Raw genomic sequence first — 20,979 nt, 5'->3', positions numbered from 1 at the left:
ATGTCAGGCCAATATAACCTTATCTCCTTGCAAGGAGTTTATGATGAGTATCGATATTAATCAGCCGACCGTCGGCAGCAGGGGAAAACGTAAATTCAGGAATCTGCGCTGGTGGGTGTTAACGTTGTTTTTGCTGGGTGTGACCGTTAACTACATTACCCGTAACTCGCTCGGCATCCTGGCGCCGGAACTGAAAACCAGTCTCGGTATCACGACCGAACAATATTCATGGATTGTCGGCGCCTTCCAACTGGCTTACACCATTTTCCAACCGCTCTGCGGCTGGCTAATCGACGTCATCGGCTTGAAGATCGGCTTCCTGGTTTGCGCCGTGATCTGGGCGTTGATGTGTATGCTGCATGCCGGCGCCGGCAGTTGGCTGCACCTTGCCATCTTGCGTTTCTTTATGGGCGCTTCCGAAGCGGCGGCGACGCCCGCCAACGCCAAGACGATTGGCGAATGGTTCCCGAAAAAAGAACGTCCTATCGCCGCGGGTTGGGCCGGCGTCGGGTTCTCCATCGGCGCTATGCTGGCGCCGCCGATTATCGTGATCGCGCATGTCAATTTCGGCTGGCAGGGCGCATTCATGTTCACCGGCGCGCTGGCGATGCTGTGGGTGGTGCTGTGGTGGTTGTTCTACCACGATCCGGCGAAACACCCCAATCTGAGTCGTGAGGAACTGGACTTTATCCGTCAGGATAACGAGCCTGAGCCGGTTAAATTGCCGTTTTTCACCGCGCTGAAGACCGTATCGAAAAACAAGCGTTTTTACGGCATCGCCATTCCGGCGTTCATGGCTGAACCGGCCTGGGCGGTGCTGAGTTTCTGGGTTCCGCTTTATCTGGCCAGCGAGCGCGGCATGGATTTGAAACAAATCGCCATGTTCGCCTGGCTGCCGTTCCTTGCCGCCGACCTCGGCAGCGTCGCCAGCGGTTATCTGACCCGCCTGTATACCCGCTGGTTCGGTTATTCACGGGTTAACGCCATTGTCGCCAGTTCGGTCACCGGGGCGTTTCTGATGCTGTCGCTGGCGTTGGTCGCCATCGCCCGCGATCCCTGGCTGGCGATCCTGCTGATTTCCATCGGCGGATTCGGTCATCAGGTTATCTCCTGCATGCTGAGCGCGCTGGTGGTGGAGTCCTTTGATAAAGGACAGATGGCGACGGTCAACGGCATGCGCGGCTCCTTCGCCTGGATCGCCAGCTTCCTGTTTTCTCTGTTAATCGGCGTCACCGCGGACAAAATCGGCTTTAACCCGCTGTTTGTCGCTATGGGCTTTTTCGACCTGATCGGCGCGATCTTCCTCATCGCTTTTATCGCCGAACGTCGCCAGAAAGCGCGTCAGATTTAATTTTATCTTTGCTAATCATCCTGAAAAGGACGCGATATGAAAACGCTGAAAAATTGGGTGTTTCGCCATCAGGCGCAAGATCATCTCGAACTGCTGGTCGATGGAAAGCACATTTTCCGCTTATACATTCTGGAACCGGATATCGGCCGGGTGTTGATTAAACAGAATGGCGAGCTGCAACTGAAACGTACCTGGAGTATTGCCCCGCGGCAGGATGTTCCCTGGGAAGGGCGCAGCAGGGAAAGCAGCGAGGGGTTCAGCCTGCCGGGCTTCTCGCTGGAGGAATATCAAGACGGCCTGCGCGTCGGCACTGAACGCATGCGGATTACGATTCATCAGCCGTTGTGGCTGGAGTGGGAATATCGCGACGATCAAGGGGAATGGCGACTGCTGGCGAGCGATCGAGCCACCAGCGCCTACCTGCTCAATATGCATGGCGACGGCGTTGCGCACTACCAGCGCCGTTTTGCTGAAGATCGCTATTACGGTTTGGGCGAGAAATCCGGCGACCTTCAGCGTAACGGCCGACGCTATGAGTTTCGTAATCTGGATGCGATGGGTTATAACGCCGCCGCCACCGATCCGCTCTATAAGCACATACCGTTTACCATTACCCGCCGCCAGGACATCAGCTTTGGGCTGTTTTATGACAACCTGAGCAGCACCTGGCTGGATTTGGGTAATGAAATCGATAATTACCACCAGGCTTACCGCCGCTATCAGGCTGAAGCGGGCGACCTAGATTACTACCTGTTCCTCGGCGCGCGGGTGCTGGATGTCACCAAAACCTTTGTGCGCCTGACGGGCAAGACGCTGTTCGGGCCGAAGTGGAGTCTGGGCTACAGCGGCTCGACCATGCATTACACCGACGCGCCGGATGCGCAGCAACAGTTGATGAAGTTTATCGCCCTGTGCCGCCAGCATGATATTCCGTGCGACTCGTTTCAACTGTCGTCCGGCTATACTTCCATCAACAACAAACGCTACGTGTTTAACTGGAATTACGACAAGGTGCCGCAGCCGGAGGCGATGTCGCAGGCTTTTCACGATGCGGGGTTAAAACTGGCGGCCAATATCAAACCCTGTCTGTTGCAGGATCATCCCAAATACGCTGAAGTCGCGGAGCAGGGGTTATTCATCCTCGACTCCGAGTCGGATGCGCCTGAACGCTCCAGCTTCTGGGATGACGAAGGGTCTCACCTCGATTTTACCAACCCGGCGACGGTGGCCTGGTGGCAGGAGAACGTTACCCGTCAACTGCTGCAAAAGGGCATTGATTCGACCTGGAACGACAACAATGAATATGAAGTGTGGGATGGCGAAGCGCGCTGTCATGGCTTTGGCGAGCAGATCGCGATCAAAAATATCCGGCCGCTGATGCCGTTACTGATGATGCGGGCCTCGCTGGAAGCTCAGCAGCGTTTCGCGCCTCAGCTTCGTCCTTATCTGATTTCCCGTTCCGGCTGCGCGGGCATGCAGCGCTATGTGCAGACCTGGAGCGGCGATAACCGCACCAACTGGCAAACTTTGCGCTATAACACCCGCATGGGCGTCGGCATGAGTCTTTCCGGTATTTATAATGTCGGCCACGATGTCGGCGGATTTTCCGGCGATATGCCTGATGTCGAGCTGTTTGTGCGTTGGGTGCAGAATGGCGTGATGCATCCGCGTTTTACCATCCATTCATGGAATGACGATCACACCGTCAATGAACCCTGGATGTATCCGCAAGCGACCCCGGCGATTCGCAGCGCCATCGCGTTGCGTTATCGTCTGCTGCCTTATCTTTATACCTTATTTTGGCGCGCCAGCGCCGACGATGAGCCGATGCTGCGGCCGACGTTCCTCGACCACGAACATGATGAAGCCACATTCGCCGAAACGGATGATTTTATGTTGGGTCAGGACGTGTTGGTGGCCAGCGTGATGGAGCCGGGGCAGCGGCGGCGGGAAGTCTATCTGCCGGCCAGCGAGCAGGGGTGGTATGACTTTTATCAGGGACAGTGGTACGGCGGGGGGCAAACCATTACGCTGGATGCGCCGCTGGAGCGTCTTCCGCTGATGATTCGCGCCGGCGCGATGATCCCGCTGTCCGCGCGTACGGCGTTTGTCCGTCATGAAGAGGATAACCAGCGCGAGTTTCTGCTGTTCCCGCCGATTGGCGCAGGGGAAGACAGCGGGCTGCTGTTTGAGGATGACGGCGAAACCTGGGCATGGCGGCAGGGAAATGCGCTGTGGTTACGCTGGAACATCATCAGCGATAGCCGACGCATTGATATCCACTTCACGCGCGAAGGTCGATTCAAACCCGCCTGGACGCAGGCGACCCTTCGTCTGCCGGCCGGGGAGCGCAGAGAACTGTATATCAACAACGTGCGTACCCACATTTTTGAACTGTAAAAAAAAGCCCCGCGAGAAATCGCGGGGCTTAATCTGCTGATATATAAAATATGGTTATCATTGCCCCTCACGATCTCTTTCTCGCCACAGAAGATAATTCCGCACACCCATAATGGTCTTCACACAATATCATTTTTTGGATTTTTATTTGCTATAAAAACCCCAGCTAGAATTATGGCCGCGCCCATCCACTGAAATAGCTCTGAACGTTCCCTCAAAACAATTACAGATAAAAAAACAGTGATGAATGGTACAAGGTTGATGAAGGACGCAGCCCGCGATGCGCCTATTTCTGCAATGCCTTGGTTGAAAAATAGATAGGCAATAACTGAACCACCCAACGACATAAATAAAATGGCGACCCATGCTAAAGATAGCATGTTAATATCAGTGGAAAATGATTCTTTCTGTCCGTTAAAAAACCATGGGAACAATGCAATGCTGCCATAAAAAAAGAAATAAAACATAAACACCATTCCAGGGATTTTTATTTGCCAGCGTTTTGTTAGAACGTTATAAACACCAAAACATACTGTGCTTATTAACAGCATGATGTCGCCAATATTATAACTTGCTTCCTTAATTACTTTCCAGCTACCATTGGTTATGGTTAAACCAACGCCTACGTAGGCAATTGTCAGTCCGAAAAGTTGATATAACATAATGCGCTCCATTTTGCATAAAGCAGCGAATAATAAAGTCAGAAGCGGAATGGTTGCCTCAATAATGCCAGCGTTAAATGCAGAACTATGGTATAATCCATTAAAATAGAAATAGTAACACATGCTGACTCCCGCCGATGCAATAATGAATAATTGTAAATGATTTCGCGTGTCAAGTCTTAGAGATGCATGGTCACGTCGTACAATAATAAACATTATCAAAGCAGCAATAAAAAAACGGAAAAATGTAACAAAGGAAGGGCTATATACTTGAAGTGCATATTTCCCTGCAATCGCCGAACCTCCCCAGAAAAAAGCCGATAATGCCAGCTTGATATAAACTCTTATATTCATAACTCCAGCCTCCTGAATTTTTTATTTATCTCTCGCAGTTGACTGCTAAATTCAGATATAAAAACATGCTCGTCATATGTATCGCGAGGGATTTTCCCTAATTCAGCTATTTCATTTTCTGTTAGTCCATCAACACGTAAATCATATAAATCAACTAGATATCCTAAACTTCGCAGACGAGCTGCAATCAAACTCAGTGCGTGATTTTCATGTTGCTCATAGAGTTCGCGCATCTCCGCTGTTACTGTTTCTGGATTCACCAAGGCAACTGTAATATCCATATGGCCTCCGTAAAGAAAATGCCAGTAAAAGACTGAGCTCCGTATAAGTAATCTGCTAATATCACTATAATTTCTGGATATTTTCGTATATTTATTCGGGTGGGGGAAACATGGAAACAGCCAAATTTCATAAGAATTCTGCCAAACTGAACCACCATGTAGTCGCTGTCGCTTACGATGGTTTACGAACTTTCGAATTTGGTTGTGTAGTGGAATTTTTTGCAGTGGAACGACCAGAGTTGAAAACCGACTGGTACCGTTTTTCTGTCTGCTCAGCAGAATCTCGCATATTGCATGCAGTGGGAGGCATTGAAGTAAGGGTTGCCAATGGGCTTGAATTGCTGGAGGTCGCTGATACGATCGTGATCCCTGCCTGGCGTAATGTCAACGACCAGCCCCCTCCGGCGCTATTGTCTGCATTGCGCGCGGCCTGGCAACGCGGGGCACGTCTTTGTAGCATCTGTTCCGGTGTGTTTGTGCTGGCCGCAGCAGGCGTGCTGAAGGGAAAAACTGTTACCAGTCACTGGCACCATACTCGGTTATTAGCTCAACGTTATCCCGAGATCAATGTATCCAACTCTGCGCTCTATATTGATGAAGGGCAAATTATTACCTCCGCCGGCTCCGCGGCTGGGCTGGATATGCTTCTGCATCTGGTAAAAAAAGATTATGGATTGCGTGTGGCCAATATGGTCGCAGAACGTCTGGTCATTCCATTCCTTCGCGCTGGCGGCCATAGTCAGAAAAATAATTATCGGGTGGTGGAAAAAGGTGAAAACCGTATCGCCGCCTTGATTGACTGGCTTAATTTAAATTTTAGAGAGCATCAAAGCGTCCCGGCTTTGGCAAAGCGTATGATGATGTCTGAACGAACATTACAACGTCATTTCTATAATGTTACTGGTTTGCCCCTGATGCGTTGGCTGGCGCTACGACGACTAGAGTGCGCCAAAGAATTACTGCGCGCCACGCATTATCCGATAGATAAAATTGCGGAACTCTCCGGCCACTCATCGGAAGCGACATTACGTCATCAATTTCGACTTTATGAACATTGCAGTCCATCCGAGTATCGGCAATCACGCATAATAAGCAATTGATCGCTACCCTGGAGTGGTTGAGAAGGGGGATTAAGCAGGCGTTTTGACGCGTGAAACAGCCTATTGGGATTGAGCCGCATGAAAATGTGAAAAGTAGGAAGAGGGGGATGCGGTAAAGCCCCCGCAGAAGTCTCGGGGGCTTAATCAGGCAGATTAATTATCCAGTTCCAGCTCATTCATCGCGGCGATGTTGAAGCCGCCGTCAACGTGCAGAACTTCACCGGAAATACCGGCAGCCAGGTCGGAGCACAGGAACGCCGCGGTGTTGCCGACATCCTCGATGGTGACGACGCGACGGATCGGGGTGACCGCTTCGCAGTGCGACAGCATTTTCTTGAAGTTCTTGATGCCCGACGCGGCCAGCGTACGGATCGGGCCGGCGGAGATGGCGTTGACGCGCACGCCCTGGGCGCCCATGGCATTCGCCATATAACGCACGTTCGCTTCCAGCGAGGCTTTCGCCAGACCCATCACGTTGTAGTTGGGGATAGCGCGTTCCGCGCCCAGATAGGACAGGGTAACCAGCGCGGAATTCGGATTCAGCATTTTACGGCTGGCTTTCGCCAACGCGACAAAGCTGTAAGAGCTGATATCGTGAGCAATGCTGAAGCCCTCACGGTTTACCGCATCAACATAGTCGCCATCCAGCTGGTCGCCCGGCGCATAAGCGATGGAGTGAACAAAGCCATCGAAATTCGGCCAGACTTTGGCCAGTTCGGCAAACAGCGCTTCAATACTGGCATCTTCAGCGACATCACAGGGCAGAACAATGCTGGAACCCAGTTCGCCGGCAAAGCCTTCAACGCGAGATTTCAATTTATCATTTTGATACGTGAACGCCAGTTCAGCCCCTTCGCGGTGCATTGCCTGTGCGATACCGAATGCAATGGAGCGGTTACTGGCGACACCAGTTACCAGAATGCGCTTACCGGTAAGAAAACCCATAGCAGTAATCCTTGTGAACATTGTTGCTGCAATCATCAATATTAAAAATAATCAGTTAATGATGACCGAGGTGAATAAACCGGGCGATTCTACCATGTCTGGAGCCGAGAAGGGTACTCCGAAGCATCATCGCCGTTTTTTTAGCCTTGCCGCCGTTTTTCAGGCTGTCGCGCTGAAATCGTTCGAACCGGCCGCGTTTAAAATTGCGCGCCATCGCGCCGCCAGGCATCGGCGCTCAATGCCTCGCCGAAATGGCTGGCGATCAGACGCTTGGTCAGTTCATGCAGCGGGGAGGCCAGCACGTCGGCCGTACTGCCGCGCTCGACCACTTCACCCCCTTGCATGACCAGAATCTGATCGCTGACGTGTTTCATCATACCCAGATGCTGGGTGACATAAATATAAGAAATGCCGTGTTTCTCCTGGAGTTCCAGCATCAGATTGATAATTTGTGAGCGCATAGACATATCCAGCGAAGCCAGCACTTCGTCGGCGATGATCACTTTCGGTTGCAGAATCAGCGCCCGCGCCAGACCCACGCGCTGCTTCTGACCCGGCGCCAGCGCCTGGGGATAATAATAAGCGTGATCCGGCCGCAGCCCGACCTGTTGCAGCGTCAGGTTGATGGCTTTCTCTCGCGCTTCGGCGCTGAGATCGGTATTCAGACGCAGCGGCACATCCAGCAGTTGGCCGATCCGCTGGCGTGGATTCAGCGCATTGCCCGCATCCTGAAAAATCATGCGGATACGTTGGCTGCGGTAGCTGTAATCGCCATAATGCAGCGGATGATCGTCGATCAGCAGCTCGCCCTCGGTGGGGGGGATCATGCCCGCCAGCATTTTTGCCAGCGTGGATTTTCCGGAACCATTTTCACCGACAATCGCCAGCGTCTGGCGTTCGCGTAAGGTAAAGCTGACGGACTTCACGGCTTCAACATGCTGTCGGCGAAACAGACCGGTACGGTAACGGAATGTTTTGGTCAGGTTACGGGCTTCAAGCAACGTTTCGACCATCAGGATTCCTCCATATTGAGCGGGAAGTGGCAGGCGTACCAATGGTTCTTGACCGATAGCAGCAGGGGAGCCTGCATACATTGCTTTTGCGCATAAGGACAGCGCGGCCCCAACCGACAGCCGACCGGCAAGTGTTCCAGCGACGGAATCGCCCCCGGCAGGGTATTCAGACGGCTTTTATGCGGCAGCGAACGGCCGAAATCCGGCATTGCCCGAATCAGGGCCTGGGTATAAGGGTGATGCGGCGCGCTAATCAGATCGTCGCTGGTGGCGCTTTCCACCGTCTGGCCGCAATAGAGCACGTTTATCCGATTCGCCCATTTGCTCATGGTTTGCAGATCGTGGCTGATCAGCAGAATGGTGGTGTTATTGTTCTGGTTCAGCCGCGACAGCAGGCGAAAAATCTGCGCCTGCGTGGTGGATTCCATCGCATTGGTCGGTTCGTCGGCGATCAGCAGGCGCGGCTGGTTCGCCAGCGCGATGGCGATCATCACTTTCTGGCACTCGCCGTCGGTCAACTCATAGGGGTAGCTGCCCATGACATCTTTATGATCTTTGATGCCGACGCGGTGCAACAGTTCGATGGCTCGCCGTTTGCGCCACTGGAAGCGCTGCCACCAGCGGCCTTTATAGGTCCAGCGGGGGATGGCCTGAATTAATTGCCGGCCGATATTTTCCGCCGGATCCAGACAGGACTGCGGTTCCTGAAAAATCATGGAGACATTGTGGCCTACCAGCTTACGCCGTTGACGCGGCGTCAGTTGCAGCAGGTCTATATCATCAAAGCGGAAACGGTCGGCGGTCACCCGCCAGTTATCTTTGGTGATGCCGCAGATGGCCTTGGCAATCAGGCTTTTGCCCGATCCCGATTCCCCCACCAGCCCGCGGATTTCCCCTTCATTGAGCGTCATGCTGACTCGGTCAACGGCTTTCACCGGGCCGTCCGAGGTGAAAAATTCGATGGTCAGATTACGAATATCAAGCAATGGCATAGGTTGTCTCCGCCATTATTCTGTTTCTGCGACCAGGGCGCGGCGAATGCCGTCCCCAAGCAGGTTAACGATCAGAACGCTCAGCGCAATGGCCGCGCCGGGCAACATGACCGTCCAGGGCGCGGCATAGACCAGTTCCAATGAGTTGCCCAGCATGGCGCCCCACTCGGTGGTCGGCAACTGCGCGCCAAGATCGAGGAACCCCAGCGCCGCGATATCCAGAATCGCAATCGACAGGGCGCGGGTGAATTCGGATACCAGAATGCCCGCAATGTTCGGTAATACCACGTACCAGATAATGTAAAAGGTCGATGCGCCATCAAGCCGGGTGGCGATGACGTACTCTTTATCCATTTCGTCATGTACCGTGCTGTATATGGTGCGCACCATACGCGGCACCAGCGCCAGCCACACCGCCAGCATGGCGTGCTCCAGCCGCGGACCGATAAAGGCGATGACGACGATCGCCAGCAACAGCGACGGAATCGACAGCAGCGTGTCGAGAATATGGTTAAGCATCGCGGAACGCAGCCCGTGCGTAACGCCGGCCAATACGCCCAAAATCACGGCGCATAACGCCGCGCCGTGCGTGACGATAAAGGCCGAACCCACGGTGGACGCGGCGCCGCTTAATATGCGGCTCAAAAGATCGCGGCCCAGATCGTCGGTACCCAGGAAGAAGGAGACTTCGCCATAGTGCGACCAGGAGGGCGGCAGCATCTGGTAGCCGAGAAATTGCTGGCTGACGTCATAGGGCGCCAGCAGTTTTCCGAACAGGCACAGACCCAGCAGAATCAAAAAACCGTAAAAACCGATCATCGCCAGCGTGTCTTGATGGAATACCCGCCAGATATCCCCCAGCCGGCTGGGGATCCGTTTTTCGCTATAAACATTATCGAAGGGCATACGACTCCTTATGTTTCAGCGGGTTGGTCATTGCACCCCCAATATCGGACAACACATTAACGGTAATAACCATCGCGCCGACGACGATCACGCCGGCGGATATGGCGGCGTAATCCTGCTGACGAATAGCGTTGACCAGCCAGCGGCCCAGACCCGGCCAGTTGAACACCACTTCGGTAATCATGGTGAGCGTCAGCATGGTCGAAAACTGTAACCCCAACTTGGGCATAATCGGCGGCAACGCATTGTGCAGCACATGGCGGCGAATGATGGCCATCATCGATAAACCGCGCGTCGCCGCCGCCTTGATGTAGTTTTTCCCCATGACGTCGGTGGTGCTGATGCGCATCAGTCTGATGACCTCCGTCGTCGGCCCCACGGCAAGCACCGCTATGGGGAGAATCAAATGTCGAATGGCGCTCATGATCATCTCGTTGCGATAGGGCGAATCGGATAGCCAGGCATCGATCAGCGCAAAGCCGGTGACGCTTTTTACCTGATAGAGCAAATCGAAGCGACCGGAAACCGGCAGCCAGCCAAGATGCAGGGAGAAAAACAGCGTGAGCAGCAGCGCCAGCCAGAATACCGGCAGGGAAAAGCCGATCAGCGCCAGCGTGCTGATAACGATATCCGCCCCTTTATTCTTCATCACTCCCGCGGTGATTCCCAGCGGGATCCCCACCAGCAAGGAGAGCGCGAAAGCCAGCAGGCACAGTTCGATCGTCGCCGGGAACACCTGTTTCAGCTGTACCAGGATGGCCTGGCCGTTGATACTGGATCGGCCGAAGTCACCCTGCAACAGACTGGAGAGATAAAAACGGTAAGCGTCGAATAACGCCGCGCCGTTAAGCGGCGCATGCGGCGTGTAGTAGCTCAGGCTGAAACCCAGCAGCGTCAGCAGAAAAAACGTCACCAGCAACAGCAACAGGCGGCGTAGGGTAAAGATAATCACGGTGTTTCTCCTTCAGCGGCGTGTTGTGAAGAAGGCTCTTGCGGCGCGCTTTCCTGATCATCGTCGCCGTCGTTTTGCCGGAAAACCCCCGCGAACGAGGCGCTGCCGAACGGACTTAACACAATTCCTTTCATATCATAGCGATAGGCCAGCAATCGTAAAGAGGACGCCAGCGGCAATACCGGTAACTGCTCGGCCAGGATCTGCTGTGCCTGCTGATAGTATTCAATGCGTTTCGACAACTGCTGTGAGGACAGCGCGTTTTGCAGCGTGTCATCAAAGTCCGCATTACACCAGTGAGCATAGTTGGTTTGGGAAGGTATGGCGGCACAGCTGAGCAACGGGCGGAAAAAGCTGTCCGGGTCGTTACTGTCCGTCGTCCAGCCGGCAAGCGTTAAATCGTGGCTAAGCTCCATCAATCTGGCTTCCTGGAAGCGGCCTTCAACCGGCACTATCGTGACCTGAATCCCGACCTGCGCCAGATCGGCCTGGATCAGTTCCGCGGTTTTCAACGGGCTGGGATTGTAGGATTGCGACGCGCTGGGTACCCAGAGACGCAAACTGAGATGGGTGATGCCCAACGCCTGCAACAATTGACGGGATTTTTCCGGGTTGTACTCCGTGATTTTCGCATCGTTGTCGTAGGCCCAGGATGCGCGCGGCAAGATTGAGGCGGCCGTTTCAGCCGTACCGTAATAAATCGATTGCATCAGCCGATCGTTGTTGATCGCCAGCGCAATCGCCTCGCGCATGCGATGGTCATCCAGCGGGGGTTTGCGCACGTTGAATGCCAGATAGGCGATATTCATGCCGGGGCGCAGCGACAGACGCAAGCGCGGGTCGTTACGTAAAATCGCCAACTGACTGACGGCGGGATACGCCAGAATATCGCATTCTCCGGTCAGCAATTTGGACAGACGTCCGGTGCCGCCCGAACCGAGATCCACCACCACCTGCCGCATGCGGGGCTGGCCGCGCCAGTATGCGTCGTTGCGCGTCAGGCGGATATATTGTCCGTTGCGGTATTCATTCAGCATATAGGGGCCGGTGCCGACCGGCTCGCGGTCGAGTAATTCTTTCTTATCATTTGCGGCCAGCCCCTGCGCGTATTCGGCCGACAGAATCGGCGCATAATGCGTGGCCAGATGCCAGAGGAAAGACGCATCCGGCTTGTTAAGCCGAATTTCCACCGCATATTCGCCCAGTTTGCGAATGCTGTGGACGGAATCGGCGAATTTCAGACTGTCGAAATAGGGATATTCTCCGCCGTTGACGTCATGATAGGGGTGATGCTTATCCAGCATGCGTTGAAAGCTGAACAGGACATCGTCCGCGTTCATTTTACGCGTAGGGCTAAACCAGGCGGTGGTTTGAAAATCAACGTCGCGGTGCAGATAAAACCGGTATGTCGCGCCTTCATCCAATACTTCCCAGCGCTGCGCCAGTTCCGGCATCAGCCGGTAAGTATAGGGGTCGACATCCAGTAATCGATCGTAAAGCTGAGCCGCCAGGGTATCGATGGTGACGCCGCTGCGCGCCATCTGCGGGTTAAAAGTATTCAGCACGTCATTGACGCAATAGACGAAACCGCTTTGACGAATATCGGGCAGCGACGCGGGGGCCGACGCGACAGGCAAAGAGGACGCCAATGCAGGTATCGCCAGCCAGGCGAATGCCAGTGCGAGACAGGTTTTTCCAGGCATACGGGATTTTTTCAGTCAATACGTAATAGACAGAGTGTACCGCACTCTGCCCCTTGTCCCCACTGCGTTATGCGCGTATGGCGACTTTCCGACCATTTTTGGCCGACAATGGAATATTATGCCATACGCGTACGGCCGGGGATTTGGTCCGGATTGGGTGTCGTTGATCATTCGTCCCCAGGGGGGATCGGGAATGTCATAATGAGAGAGATATCTCGTTGTAAAATAAATAAATTATTCTATAAAATCTATTGCGGACACTGCCCTGGGGGGATACATTTAGGCTCGCAATAAATAAAGGATTACACGATCGCTGATACAATGTCCGTCTTGGATTGGCATAGTACTTAAAATAATGGATGGGGGAAAGGAAATGGGAAGGTTTCGCAGTAGCATGAAGACGTTGATTAACGTCTTCATCGGGATTGCTAAAGCCTGCTTTGTATTGCTGGTATTGTGCGTCGCGATGTTTTACAGCGGCGGTATGTTTAAAGTCGCTGGTTTTTATTATTCCCACTTTAGTAAGGATGAAACCGTCGAGTCGCAACAAGATTTGCCTTTGCTTGATGCGGACACAGTGAAAATCCGGCAAGCCGATCTGCTGAAGCGTGCGCTGGATAATATGGTTTCTATCAACGGAGGCAGTTTTACGATGGGGGCGGATGATTGCCATAAATATCCGATGCTCAGCATGTGCGCCCCTAGTCCAGTCTACCCGGTCCAACTGAGTGACTATTCTCTATCGAAATACAAAATCACCAATCAGGATTTCGATCTCTTTCTGGCAGTCCATCAGCGGTTAGTCAACCCGTTTCCTGCCGAACAGCGCTTCGAACATAGAGAGTGGAACAAACGACATAGTTTGCAAGCGGCGCAACTTCCTGCGCGAATGAGCTGGCAGGATGCCGAAGCCTATTGCCAGTGGGTGGGGCAACAGGTCAATAAGCCGATGCATTTGCCGACGGAAGCGCAGTGGGAATATGCCGCTCGTAACCGTGGGCAATATGTTGGTTTCGCCACCGACGACGGCACGATTAAGCCTGGTCAGAATGCGCCTGAATTTGACGATATGAACCATAACATGTTTGAGTTCGGCAGCTACCTGGTGGATGTAGGCTCGGTAACGCCGAATCCGTTGGGTATTTACGATCTTATCGGCAATGGGCAGGAATGGGTTTACGACTGGTACTCTAACAAAGAGAGAGAAAATTCGCTCGCCGTTGATCCAACAGGTCCGTCTGAGCCTTCCTACACATCTCGGGGACCGGCGAAAGTTATTCGTCCCTATAAATTCTATGCCGATAGTTCCGGGATGGGCGTTACTGCGCACGATCGGGATTTCGCAGGGATTCAACCGGATAATCTACCGGATGGCGATGGGCAGATTACCGCTCGCTGCGCAATATGGAGTCATTGATAATGAAACGCGGAACTAAAATTTATCTTACATCTCTGGTTCTGGCTTTTACTCTGCCGTTTATTCTTTTCTCCGATAAGCTGCATAAAAAAATCAGTGATTCCACGGCGCCGGTTCGCCATTTTTTTACCTTTGACTCTGATAAAGGCGTCGATAAATCAGCGCTGAGTGACCTGTTAATCGCCGTGAAAGGCCGACAGTCTGAATTAGGTTATTTCGAAATGGATGAAAAAGGCCGTGCCTATGCATTACCGATAATCCAAAAATATTCTGCGACCAAGTCGTTCTACATTGGCGATTTTGCGCTGACCAAAACCAAAATTACGAATAAGCAGTACGAGCGTTATCTGATAAATACGGATCAGGCGGCGCAAAAGCTTCCGGATGATGATAGTTCGTCGTCGCCGCCCGATGATGCACCGGCTGAAGTGACTTACGCGCAGGCTGAAAGTTATTGCCGTTGGTTCGGTGAGCAGATCGGGCAAAAAGCGGGCCTACCCAGCAGGAATGAGTGGGAATATGCGGCTCGTAACGGTGGTAAACGGGTTCTGTTCCCAACGGATAATGGACTGATCGATATCGGCCGCAACGTCGCCAGTAAAGCGCAAAAAATGGCCGTTAATCCCACGGGCAGCAGCCTGGATCAGCCGCTTATGTCGGTGGGACAATTTCCGCCAACCCCATTGGGCTTTTACGATATGGCGTCAAACGGCTTCGAATGGACCGCCACCGATCGCGATGGCACTTTTATTACATCGCAGGCAATTTCAATGGAAGGGGGCGCGGCGACGATTACCTATCACCCTGATGAGGATTTGAAAGGCCGTAATACTTTCCGCTGCGCTACGTGGCCTGAAAGCCAAGAGTAAGGCAGCCGAGACGCCCGAAGATTACGGATAAATCATTCCGTTGGGCGTCTCCCATCATATTGTTTTAATACGCCGCAAGGCGCTCACAGCAGAGATCCGCTCATCGGATAGCGCGATGATGGCTATCGCTTCCTGAAACGCGGCGCATTTTTAAAACCTTATCTTTATTAAATAAAGACACCGTTTTAATTTCAATCAACGGCGCAAATTCTTGTCATAGATCATGTTCGGTGGGCTTAGTGATGACGAGTGCCAATAATTTACTAAACCCTGACAAATAAATGCCGTTATAGGTAAGAACTTTGTTCGAAAAAGGGAGCAATTCTGGATGGACGGTATCAGGTCTCAACGCACTCTTGACGTCGAGTTTTCACATAAGGCGGAAAACGTTACCGATGATGCCCCTGACTTGCCTGTTGAGGTCGAAATGGCGGCATTCGAAGCCATTGACGTTGCGGGTGAGCGTAAGGATTGCCCGGAACAGCGGGCCGCCCCGCAAGTGTTATCCGCACAGGATATTGTTGCGCAAAGCGAGCGGATAAAGCAGTTAAAAAATAGCTCTCTGTGCGATCCGTCGGATCAAGTCTCTGATTTGGCCTCGTCCTTTTTTATTATCGCGCTGGAAGGCGCGCATGCATCGGGCAATATTCTCGCCGGCGCTCTGCATGATGCCTTCTCAAGCCCTTTGGATAGCGAAAAGACGGCAATGGTGGAATCCTTTGAGATCGCTATGAAAAAGGAGATGCTCTGTTTTATTAAAGCGACGTTCATCAGCGAACCCTATCAGCCCGCCGCGTCAAAAGTCATTGAAAACTATATCAGAGAGCTTGTCGCGCGCCGGGATTGTGTGCGGTTGGGCGCGGCCAACGCGGAGTTTTTACTGGCATCCGGCAAGGGCGACGAAGAATACGCTGAAGCGGTACGCAAAGATATTGAGGCTTTAAAACAGGGAACCTACCACTCGCAGCTTGAAATGCGTCAGGCGCTGGCCATTGCCGACAACGCATCCAGCGTCGTGGATATGCTCGATCAGTTTGAAATGATGCTCAGAAGTCACCGCCGCAGTTTAGCCATGCTGGATACCGAGTTGCGCCATTTAAGTTTATTGGCCGATCGCTGGGAGGATTTTGTGCAAAAGTATGCGCCGTGGACGCTAAAGAAAACGGTGAAAGGGTAATAAAACAGAGCGGGGCTGTCGGCAAGGAACCTTACCATCAGTATGGTAATGAGAAAAATTCTCAACAAAACACTTTACAACTGATACTGATAACTATTATCATCATCCCGCACTTCAGTAGTTGCCTCTTCCCAGGCACTCGCGAAGAGCACGACATTGCTCACATTGCTTCCAGTATTATTTTAGCCAGCCTGCGTGCTGGCTTTTTTTTATGCCTGTCGTCGCAATTAAAAGGCATGCCGCCCGGTCGTCGGGCGGCAAAAGGATCAGCTGATTTTCCCGTTTTCGACGCTATTGAAGCGAGCGCCGCCGTTCTGGGCGAACAGACTCAGATGACGCTCCTGCGCCTGCGGATAGATACGGCTGCTCAGACAGCGTTCGCCATCCTCGACGAACACTTCAACCGACGAGCGATCGAAGAAGATGCGCAGGCGCAGGTTAGAAGAAACGGGCAGGGGTACGCTGCGGTAGCCGCTAATGCCATGCGCCGGATAACGGCGTTCCAGCACCAGACGGCGTGACTGATCATCGACATAAATAAACAGTCCCTGCTCATTATTGGGTTCGCTGCCCAGCGACAAACCATACTTCTCGGCATCGCTGGCCGCCAGATCGATGTCCAGCGTTACGAACTGCGCGGCGCAGTCCTGTGCCAACGGCAAACTGCCGTTTTTCAGTTCAACATTCTGCTGCCGGTGTTCCTGATGACAGCAGGCGTCGATTTCCGCCGCCGGCGCCACCCGCAACGTGTTGTTTGACGTCAGCGTCAGCTCGCGCGGCATTGACAACATGCCGGCCCAGAGATGCGCTTTCTCCGGCATCAGGGATTCCCACATCGCCAGCCAGCCCAGCATAATACGGCGGCCATCCGGCGCCAGCAGCGTTTGCGGCGCATAGAAATCATGACCGGCATCGATCTCGGTAAACGGGGTTTCAATCACGAACTCGCTGCCGGGCTGCCATGTGCCGACCATATAACCGCTCTGGAATAGATTACGGTTGTGATAGCCCTCGGCTTTCATTCCCTGCGGGGAGAACAGTAATACCCACTTATCGCCCAAAGGGAAAAAGTCAGGACATTCCCACATATAACTTTCGCCCGGCGCCGAGCGAGCCAGCAGACCTTGCGGTTCCCAGTTGCGCAGATCGGTCGAGCGCCACAGGCGGACTTCGCCGCGGTTTTCCACCTTCAGGCCGAGCACGACGTACCAGTAGTCGCCCATTTTCCAGACTTTCGGATCGCGGAAATGCTGGATGCCCGCCGGCGCGTCGATGATCTTACCCTGCGGCGTGAAATGTATGCCGTCACGGCTGGTCGCCAGGCACTGCACCTGACGCAGTCCTTCATCGCTGGCGCGATCGCCTTCGTGAACGTGCCCGGTATAGATCAGCGACAGTTCTCCGTTGTTATCGACCGCCGAGCCGGAAAAACAGCCGTCCTTATCATCTTCGCCCGCCGGCGCCAGTGCCACCGGCAGATGCTCCCAATGGATCAGGTCGCGGCTGCGGGCATGACCCCAGTGCATTGGCCCCCAGACGGCTTCGTAGGGATAGTGCTGGTAAAACGCATGGTACATGCCGTCGTACCAAACCAGACCATTCGGGTCATTCATCCAACCGACCGTGGGCGCCAAATGCCAGGTTGGATACCATTCCATGTTCATCAAGGGCCGCGTCGCGGCAATGTAACTATTGGCTTTTTCTAATAACTCAATCATAGCGACTCACTTTATTGTGCGCGGGGTTAAGGTCGGGGAAGGCCGGACAGTTTGATTAGGTTCCAGCAGGAACCAGGAAATCAGCGTGGTGATCAGCACCATACTACCCATAAACAGATAGGTTCGGGCGAAACCGAATAGCTCATAGCTGTAACCCACCAGCGGGGACAACAGGCTGCTGACCACGGAACTGATACAGGTGAAGCCTACCAGGTAAATCGTTGTCGATAACCGTTTATCAAAGTTCAGACTGTTATATTTAAACAAAGAAATCAAAAGGATGGGTAATTCTACCGCATGCAGCAGCTTCATGACGGAAATTAAAAACACGCCGCTGACCAGGCCGGAACCGATAACGCGCAGCGCCATGATGGCGCTGGCCAATATCAAGCCGTTTTTGGCGCCGATGCGGTTAACCAGCCACGGCGCCAGGAACATCCCGCCGGCTTCGAGGAATACCTGGAGCGAGTTCAGGTAGCCAAACATACTGTTGCCGGCATGCAGATCGGGAAACTGTGAAGCGAAATAGACCGGGAACTGCTGATCGTAAACGCCGTAAATACAGGTGCCGATAACAAAGACGACCAGCGCCCAGAAGCGCGACAATCGCAGCAGCCCGACGGCGTCGGCCAGAGTGATTTTGGCCGGATCGCCGAACTGAAGCTGGCTCATCGCATTTTCTTTGGCGATGCGCACCTGACTCAGACACAGCAGGAACAAGATGCCGGAAATGGAGGCCAGGGCGAAGTTGTACAACGGGTTAATGTTGAAGTTGATGCCGGCAAAGAAAGTGGCGACGGCCCAGCCCAGCGAGCCCCACATTCTGGAACGGCCATATTCGATCCCTCGCGTACGACAAAAACGTTCGATGTAGGCTTCCAGCAGGCCGATACCGCCGTTAAACGTCGCGCCGATGTATAACCCGCCGGCAAGACTGCCGAGATAAATATTAAAACGCAGCAGATCGGCGAACAGCATAAAGAACGGCCCGCTGCACACCAGCAGAATAGAAATAAACCACAGCTGATGTTTGCCCAGCCCAAGTTTATCCTGGATGTAGCCGTACAGCGGTTGTGAACAGAACGATACCAGCAAAATCGCCGAGAAAATAATGCCGGTATCGGTCGAATTCAAATTCACATACTGGTTAAGCCAGATGGATAACAGCGAGCAGGTCGAGGACCAGGTAAAGAAAAAAAAGAAAAATAGGCTGCTTAATAAAATATAGGTTTTTCTGGTTTCAGCGTTCATCAGTCTGACTCCTGACATTTTGATGGCTGAATTGTTAACGTTAACTATAAAAAAATTAAAGCGGTTCATTGCTGGAATGTGATGTTAATCATGAAAGTTAACGTTAACATTTTATTTTTGCCAGCGACCCGTTACATTCCCATTCAAGAGCGATTTCCGCTTCGGTCTGAAATGAAGAACACCCGATCTCCTGCTAAATCAGCGGGGCGGTGAAGTCATCTATTTTAATTAATAATCAATGTATTATCGAGGTGAACATGACGAGTAAAGTCTGGGTGTTGGGCGATGCGGTAATTGATCTGTTCGCCGACGATATGCAGCGTTTATTACCTTGTCCCGGCGGCGCGCCGGCTAATGTGGCCGTCGGCATCGCCCGGCTGAACGGCAACAGCGCGTTTATCGGCCGCGTGGGCGATGAGCCTTTCGGTCACCGGTTGCAGCAGGTATTGCAACAGGAAAATGTCGACACCGCCTACCTGCATTATGATGCGCAGCATCGAACCTCCATTGTATTGGTTACCCTGAATGAAGAAGGGGAACGGCAGTTTACCTTCATGGTGCGTCCGGGCGCCGACCTGTTTCTTGAACCGGGCGACCTGCCGCCTTTTAGCGCCGGGGAGTGGCTGCACTGCTGTTCTATCGCGCTGGCGGCCGAACCGTCCCGTTCCACCACGTTACAGGCGATGGCTGCGGTCAGACAGGCCGGCGGCTGGCTGAGTTTCGACGCCAATCTGCGCGACGATCTGTGGCCGGATCGCGACCAGATGCGATCCTGCGTCAAACAGGCGCTGGCGATGGCCGATGTGGTGAAACTCTCTGATGATGAATTGATGTTGATCAGCGGGATGACGGATGTTGAGCAGGCGATGACGGCGCTCGGCGACGAAATCAGCCCGGCGCTGCTGGTGGTGACCCAGGGCAAGGCCGGCGCCTGGGCGGGCCGGCCGGGCAAGATGACGTTCTATCCGGCGCAAGCCGTACGGGCCGTGGATACCACCGGCGCCGGCGATGCGTTTGTCGCCGGCCTGCTGGCGGGATTAAGCGAAGAGGGCGCGCAATGGCGGGATTGCGTCGCGCTGCCGGCGATCATTGCGCAGGCGCAGTCCTGCGGCGCGTTGGCGACCACCTCGAAAGGCGCGATGACGGCGTTGCCGTACCGGGATACGTTGGTTCGCTACCAGGCCGAAGCGGAACTCGCCCTGTCGTAAATTGCGCAGATAAGCGCAATATCGGTAGGATTTGCATCATACGCGGTCGTAACTGCACGATAATAGATTGGCATTCTGGGTAACCTCATTGAACATCAATTGGTTACCCAGGATAATTTATGAAAAAACATATCGTACTCGCTCTGCTCGCCTCATTCTCTTTTTCAACGCACGCCGCCGCATTTCAGCTAACGAGCGATGAAATCAAAACGGGCAAGTCGTTATCCGAAGCTCAGGTTTTCCAGGGGTTCGGCTGTGAAGGCGGGAACCGGTCGCCCGCGCTGAGCTGGTCTGATGCGCCGCAGGGAACGAAAAGTTTTGCCGTCACGGCCTATGATCCTGACGCTCCGACGGGAAGCGGCTGGTGGCACTGGACGATGGTGAACATTCCTGCCACAGTAACGTCGTTGACGTCCGACGCTGGAAATAAAGATGGTTCCAAACTGCCCGCCGGCGCGGTTCAGGGCAGAAATGATTATGGCGATGTCGGTTTCGGCGGGGCATGTCCTCCCAAAGGCGATAAGCCTCATCGTTACCATTTTAAAATCTGGGCGTTAAAAGCGGATAACCTGCCGATTGATGGCAACGCAAGCGGCGCGCTGGTTGGTTTCATGCTTAACGCCAACCAACTGGCGACGGCTGAACTGGTCCCGGTTTATGGTCACTAATTAAGAATATAA

The 20,979-nt window shown here is 53.3% G+C and carries 18 protein-coding genes; 8 read left to right on the top strand and 10 right to left on the bottom strand.

Features of this window, described 5'->3' with window-relative positions:
* Nucleotides 1-43 precede the first annotated feature (43 nt).
* Nucleotides 44-1,351 (top strand): MFS transporter, encoded by a 1,308-nt coding sequence (locus tag ABRZ28_RS16675; RefSeq protein ID WP_319602913.1) that lies wholly within the window; start codon nt 44-46, stop codon nt 1,349-1,351.
* A 36-nt stretch (nt 1,352-1,387) separates the two neighbouring features.
* The gene (locus ABRZ28_RS16670; RefSeq protein ID WP_330520948.1) at nt 1,388-3,751 is read left to right on the top strand and encodes a glycoside hydrolase family 31 protein; all 2,364 of its coding nucleotides are present in this window, start codon (nt 1,388-1,390) and stop codon (nt 3,749-3,751) included.
* A 119-nt stretch (nt 3,752-3,870) separates the two neighbouring features.
* Here ABRZ28_RS16670 and ABRZ28_RS16665 read toward each other — a convergent pair whose 3' ends face one another.
* On the bottom strand, nt 3,871-4,767 hold the full coding sequence (locus ABRZ28_RS16665; protein ID WP_319602285.1) for a DMT family transporter: 897 nt from the start codon (nt 4,765-4,767) through the stop codon (nt 3,871-3,873).
* Nucleotides 4,764-5,048, bottom strand: coding sequence for a hypothetical protein (locus ABRZ28_RS16660; protein ID WP_319602286.1), 285 nt, complete (start codon nt 5,046-5,048; stop codon nt 4,764-4,766). The genes ABRZ28_RS16665 and ABRZ28_RS16660 overlap by 4 nt, the downstream gene beginning before the upstream one ends.
* Before the next feature lie 110 nt (nt 5,049-5,158).
* On the opposite strand from ABRZ28_RS16660, the gene ftrA reads away from it, so the two are divergent.
* Nucleotides 5,159-6,148, top strand: coding sequence for a transcriptional regulator FtrA (gene ftrA, locus ABRZ28_RS16655; RefSeq protein WP_319602287.1), 990 nt, complete (start codon nt 5,159-5,161; stop codon nt 6,146-6,148).
* Between the two features lie 153 nt (nt 6,149-6,301).
* Here ftrA and fabI read toward each other — a convergent pair whose 3' ends face one another.
* The 6 genes from fabI to sapA form a co-directional block, all read right to left on the bottom strand.
* The gene (gene fabI / locus ABRZ28_RS16650) at nt 6,302-7,093 is read right to left on the bottom strand and encodes an enoyl-ACP reductase FabI (RefSeq protein ID WP_330520947.1); all 792 of its coding nucleotides are present in this window, start codon (nt 7,091-7,093) and stop codon (nt 6,302-6,304) included.
* 197 nt (nt 7,094-7,290) lie between these two features.
* The gene (sapF, locus tag ABRZ28_RS16645; protein WP_319602289.1) at nt 7,291-8,106 is read right to left on the bottom strand and encodes a putrescine export ABC transporter ATP-binding protein SapF; all 816 of its coding nucleotides are present in this window, start codon (nt 8,104-8,106) and stop codon (nt 7,291-7,293) included.
* Entirely contained in the window at nt 8,106-9,098 is a 993-nt protein-coding gene (gene sapD, locus ABRZ28_RS16640) for a putrescine export ABC transporter ATP-binding protein SapD (protein ID WP_319602290.1), read from the bottom strand. The genes sapF and sapD overlap by 1 nt, the downstream gene beginning before the upstream one ends.
* Nucleotides 9,099-9,113: 15 nt before the next feature.
* The gene (gene sapC / locus ABRZ28_RS16635; RefSeq protein ID WP_319602291.1) at nt 9,114-10,004 is read right to left on the bottom strand and encodes a putrescine export ABC transporter permease SapC; all 891 of its coding nucleotides are present in this window, start codon (nt 10,002-10,004) and stop codon (nt 9,114-9,116) included.
* On the bottom strand, nt 9,991-10,956 hold the full coding sequence (gene sapB / locus ABRZ28_RS16630) for a putrescine export ABC transporter permease SapB (RefSeq protein ID WP_330520946.1): 966 nt from the start codon (nt 10,954-10,956) through the stop codon (nt 9,991-9,993). The genes sapC and sapB overlap by 14 nt, the downstream gene beginning before the upstream one ends.
* On the bottom strand, nt 10,953-12,659 hold the full coding sequence (gene sapA / locus ABRZ28_RS16625) for an ABC transporter substrate-binding protein SapA (RefSeq protein WP_330520945.1): 1,707 nt from the start codon (nt 12,657-12,659) through the stop codon (nt 10,953-10,955). The genes sapB and sapA overlap by 4 nt, the downstream gene beginning before the upstream one ends.
* 394 nt (nt 12,660-13,053) lie before the next feature.
* Here sapA and ABRZ28_RS16620 point away from each other — a divergent pair, with 394 nt between their 5' ends.
* The 3 genes from ABRZ28_RS16620 to ABRZ28_RS16610 all read left to right on the top strand — a co-directional run bounded on the left by ABRZ28_RS16620 (nt 13,054) and on the right by ABRZ28_RS16610 (nt 16,122).
* Nucleotides 13,054-14,076: a formylglycine-generating enzyme family protein gene (locus ABRZ28_RS16620; protein WP_319602294.1), complete on the top strand. Its 1,023-nt coding sequence runs from the start codon at nt 13,054-13,056 to the stop codon at nt 14,074-14,076.
* Complete coding sequence (locus ABRZ28_RS16615; RefSeq protein ID WP_330520944.1) at nt 14,064-14,945, top strand: formylglycine-generating enzyme family protein; 882 nt, start codon at nt 14,064-14,066, stop codon at nt 14,943-14,945. The genes ABRZ28_RS16620 and ABRZ28_RS16615 overlap by 13 nt, the downstream gene beginning before the upstream one ends.
* A gap of 328 nt (nt 14,946-15,273) precedes the next feature.
* The gene (locus tag ABRZ28_RS16610; RefSeq protein ID WP_319602296.1) at nt 15,274-16,122 is read left to right on the top strand and encodes a hypothetical protein; all 849 of its coding nucleotides are present in this window, start codon (nt 15,274-15,276) and stop codon (nt 16,120-16,122) included.
* Between the two features lie 266 nt (nt 16,123-16,388).
* Here ABRZ28_RS16610 and ABRZ28_RS16605 read toward each other — a convergent pair whose 3' ends face one another.
* Entirely contained in the window at nt 16,389-17,840 is a 1,452-nt protein-coding gene (locus ABRZ28_RS16605) for a glycoside hydrolase family 32 protein (protein ID WP_330520943.1), read from the bottom strand.
* A 6-nt stretch (nt 17,841-17,846) separates the two neighbouring features.
* On the bottom strand, nt 17,847-19,091 hold the full coding sequence (locus ABRZ28_RS16600) for an MFS transporter (protein WP_319602298.1): 1,245 nt from the start codon (nt 19,089-19,091) through the stop codon (nt 17,847-17,849).
* Nucleotides 19,092-19,348: 257 nt separating this feature from the next.
* On the opposite strand from ABRZ28_RS16600, the gene cscK reads away from it, so the two are divergent.
* Nucleotides 19,349-20,299 carry a fructokinase gene (cscK, locus tag ABRZ28_RS16595; protein WP_330520942.1) on the top strand — a complete coding sequence of 317 codons (951 nt, stop codon included), beginning with the start codon at nt 19,349-19,351 and terminating at the stop codon, nt 20,297-20,299.
* A gap of 119 nt (nt 20,300-20,418) precedes the next feature.
* Nucleotides 20,419-20,967, top strand: a complete 549-nt coding sequence (locus ABRZ28_RS16590; protein WP_319602300.1) for a kinase inhibitor — start codon at nt 20,419-20,421, stop codon at nt 20,965-20,967.
* Nucleotides 20,968-20,979 lie beyond the last annotated feature (12 nt).

Origin of the sequence: Brenneria sp. g21c3 (genome assembly GCF_040240345.1) — a bacterium.
Lineage (GTDB): Bacteria > Pseudomonadota > Gammaproteobacteria > Enterobacterales > Enterobacteriaceae > Brenneria.
Note: the sequence above shows the minus strand (reverse complement) of the source record. Positions and strands in the feature narration are given on the sequence as shown.

Excerpts from the sequence above, each read along its gene's own strand:
- ABRZ28_RS16675 (WP_319602913.1), top strand. The coding sequence starts at position 44 with ATGAGTATCGATATTAATCAGCCGACCGTCGGCAGCAGGGGAAAACGT.
- ABRZ28_RS16670 (WP_330520948.1), top strand. The coding sequence starts at position 1,388 with ATGAAAACGCTGAAAAATTGGGTGTTTCGCCATCAGGCGCAAGATCAT.
- ABRZ28_RS16665 (WP_319602285.1), bottom strand. The coding sequence starts at position 4,767 with ATGAATATAAGAGTTTATATCAAGCTGGCATTATCGGCTTTTTTCTGG.
- ABRZ28_RS16660 (WP_319602286.1), bottom strand. The coding sequence starts at position 5,048 with ATGGATATTACAGTTGCCTTGGTGAATCCAGAAACAGTAACAGCGGAG.
- ftrA (WP_319602287.1), top strand. The coding sequence starts at position 5,159 with ATGGAAACAGCCAAATTTCATAAGAATTCTGCCAAACTGAACCACCAT.
- fabI (WP_330520947.1), bottom strand. The coding sequence starts at position 7,093 with ATGGGTTTTCTTACCGGTAAGCGCATTCTGGTAACTGGTGTCGCCAGT.
- sapF (WP_319602289.1), bottom strand. The coding sequence starts at position 8,106 with ATGGTCGAAACGTTGCTTGAAGCCCGTAACCTGACCAAAACATTCCGT.
- sapD (WP_319602290.1), bottom strand. The coding sequence starts at position 9,098 with ATGCCATTGCTTGATATTCGTAATCTGACCATCGAATTTTTCACCTCG.
- sapC (WP_319602291.1), bottom strand. The coding sequence starts at position 10,004 with ATGCCCTTCGATAATGTTTATAGCGAAAAACGGATCCCCAGCCGGCTG.
- sapA (WP_330520945.1), bottom strand. The coding sequence starts at position 12,659 with ATGCCTGGAAAAACCTGTCTCGCACTGGCATTCGCCTGGCTGGCGATA.
- ABRZ28_RS16620 (WP_319602294.1), top strand. The coding sequence starts at position 13,054 with ATGAAGACGTTGATTAACGTCTTCATCGGGATTGCTAAAGCCTGCTTT.
- ABRZ28_RS16615 (WP_330520944.1), top strand. The coding sequence starts at position 14,064 with ATGGAGTCATTGATAATGAAACGCGGAACTAAAATTTATCTTACATCT.
- ABRZ28_RS16610 (WP_319602296.1), top strand. The coding sequence starts at position 15,274 with ATGGACGGTATCAGGTCTCAACGCACTCTTGACGTCGAGTTTTCACAT.
- ABRZ28_RS16605 (WP_330520943.1), bottom strand. The coding sequence starts at position 17,840 with ATGATTGAGTTATTAGAAAAAGCCAATAGTTACATTGCCGCGACGCGG.
- ABRZ28_RS16600 (WP_319602298.1), bottom strand. The coding sequence starts at position 19,091 with ATGAACGCTGAAACCAGAAAAACCTATATTTTATTAAGCAGCCTATTT.
- cscK (WP_330520942.1), top strand. The coding sequence starts at position 19,349 with ATGACGAGTAAAGTCTGGGTGTTGGGCGATGCGGTAATTGATCTGTTC.
- ABRZ28_RS16590 (WP_319602300.1), top strand. The coding sequence starts at position 20,419 with ATGAAAAAACATATCGTACTCGCTCTGCTCGCCTCATTCTCTTTTTCA.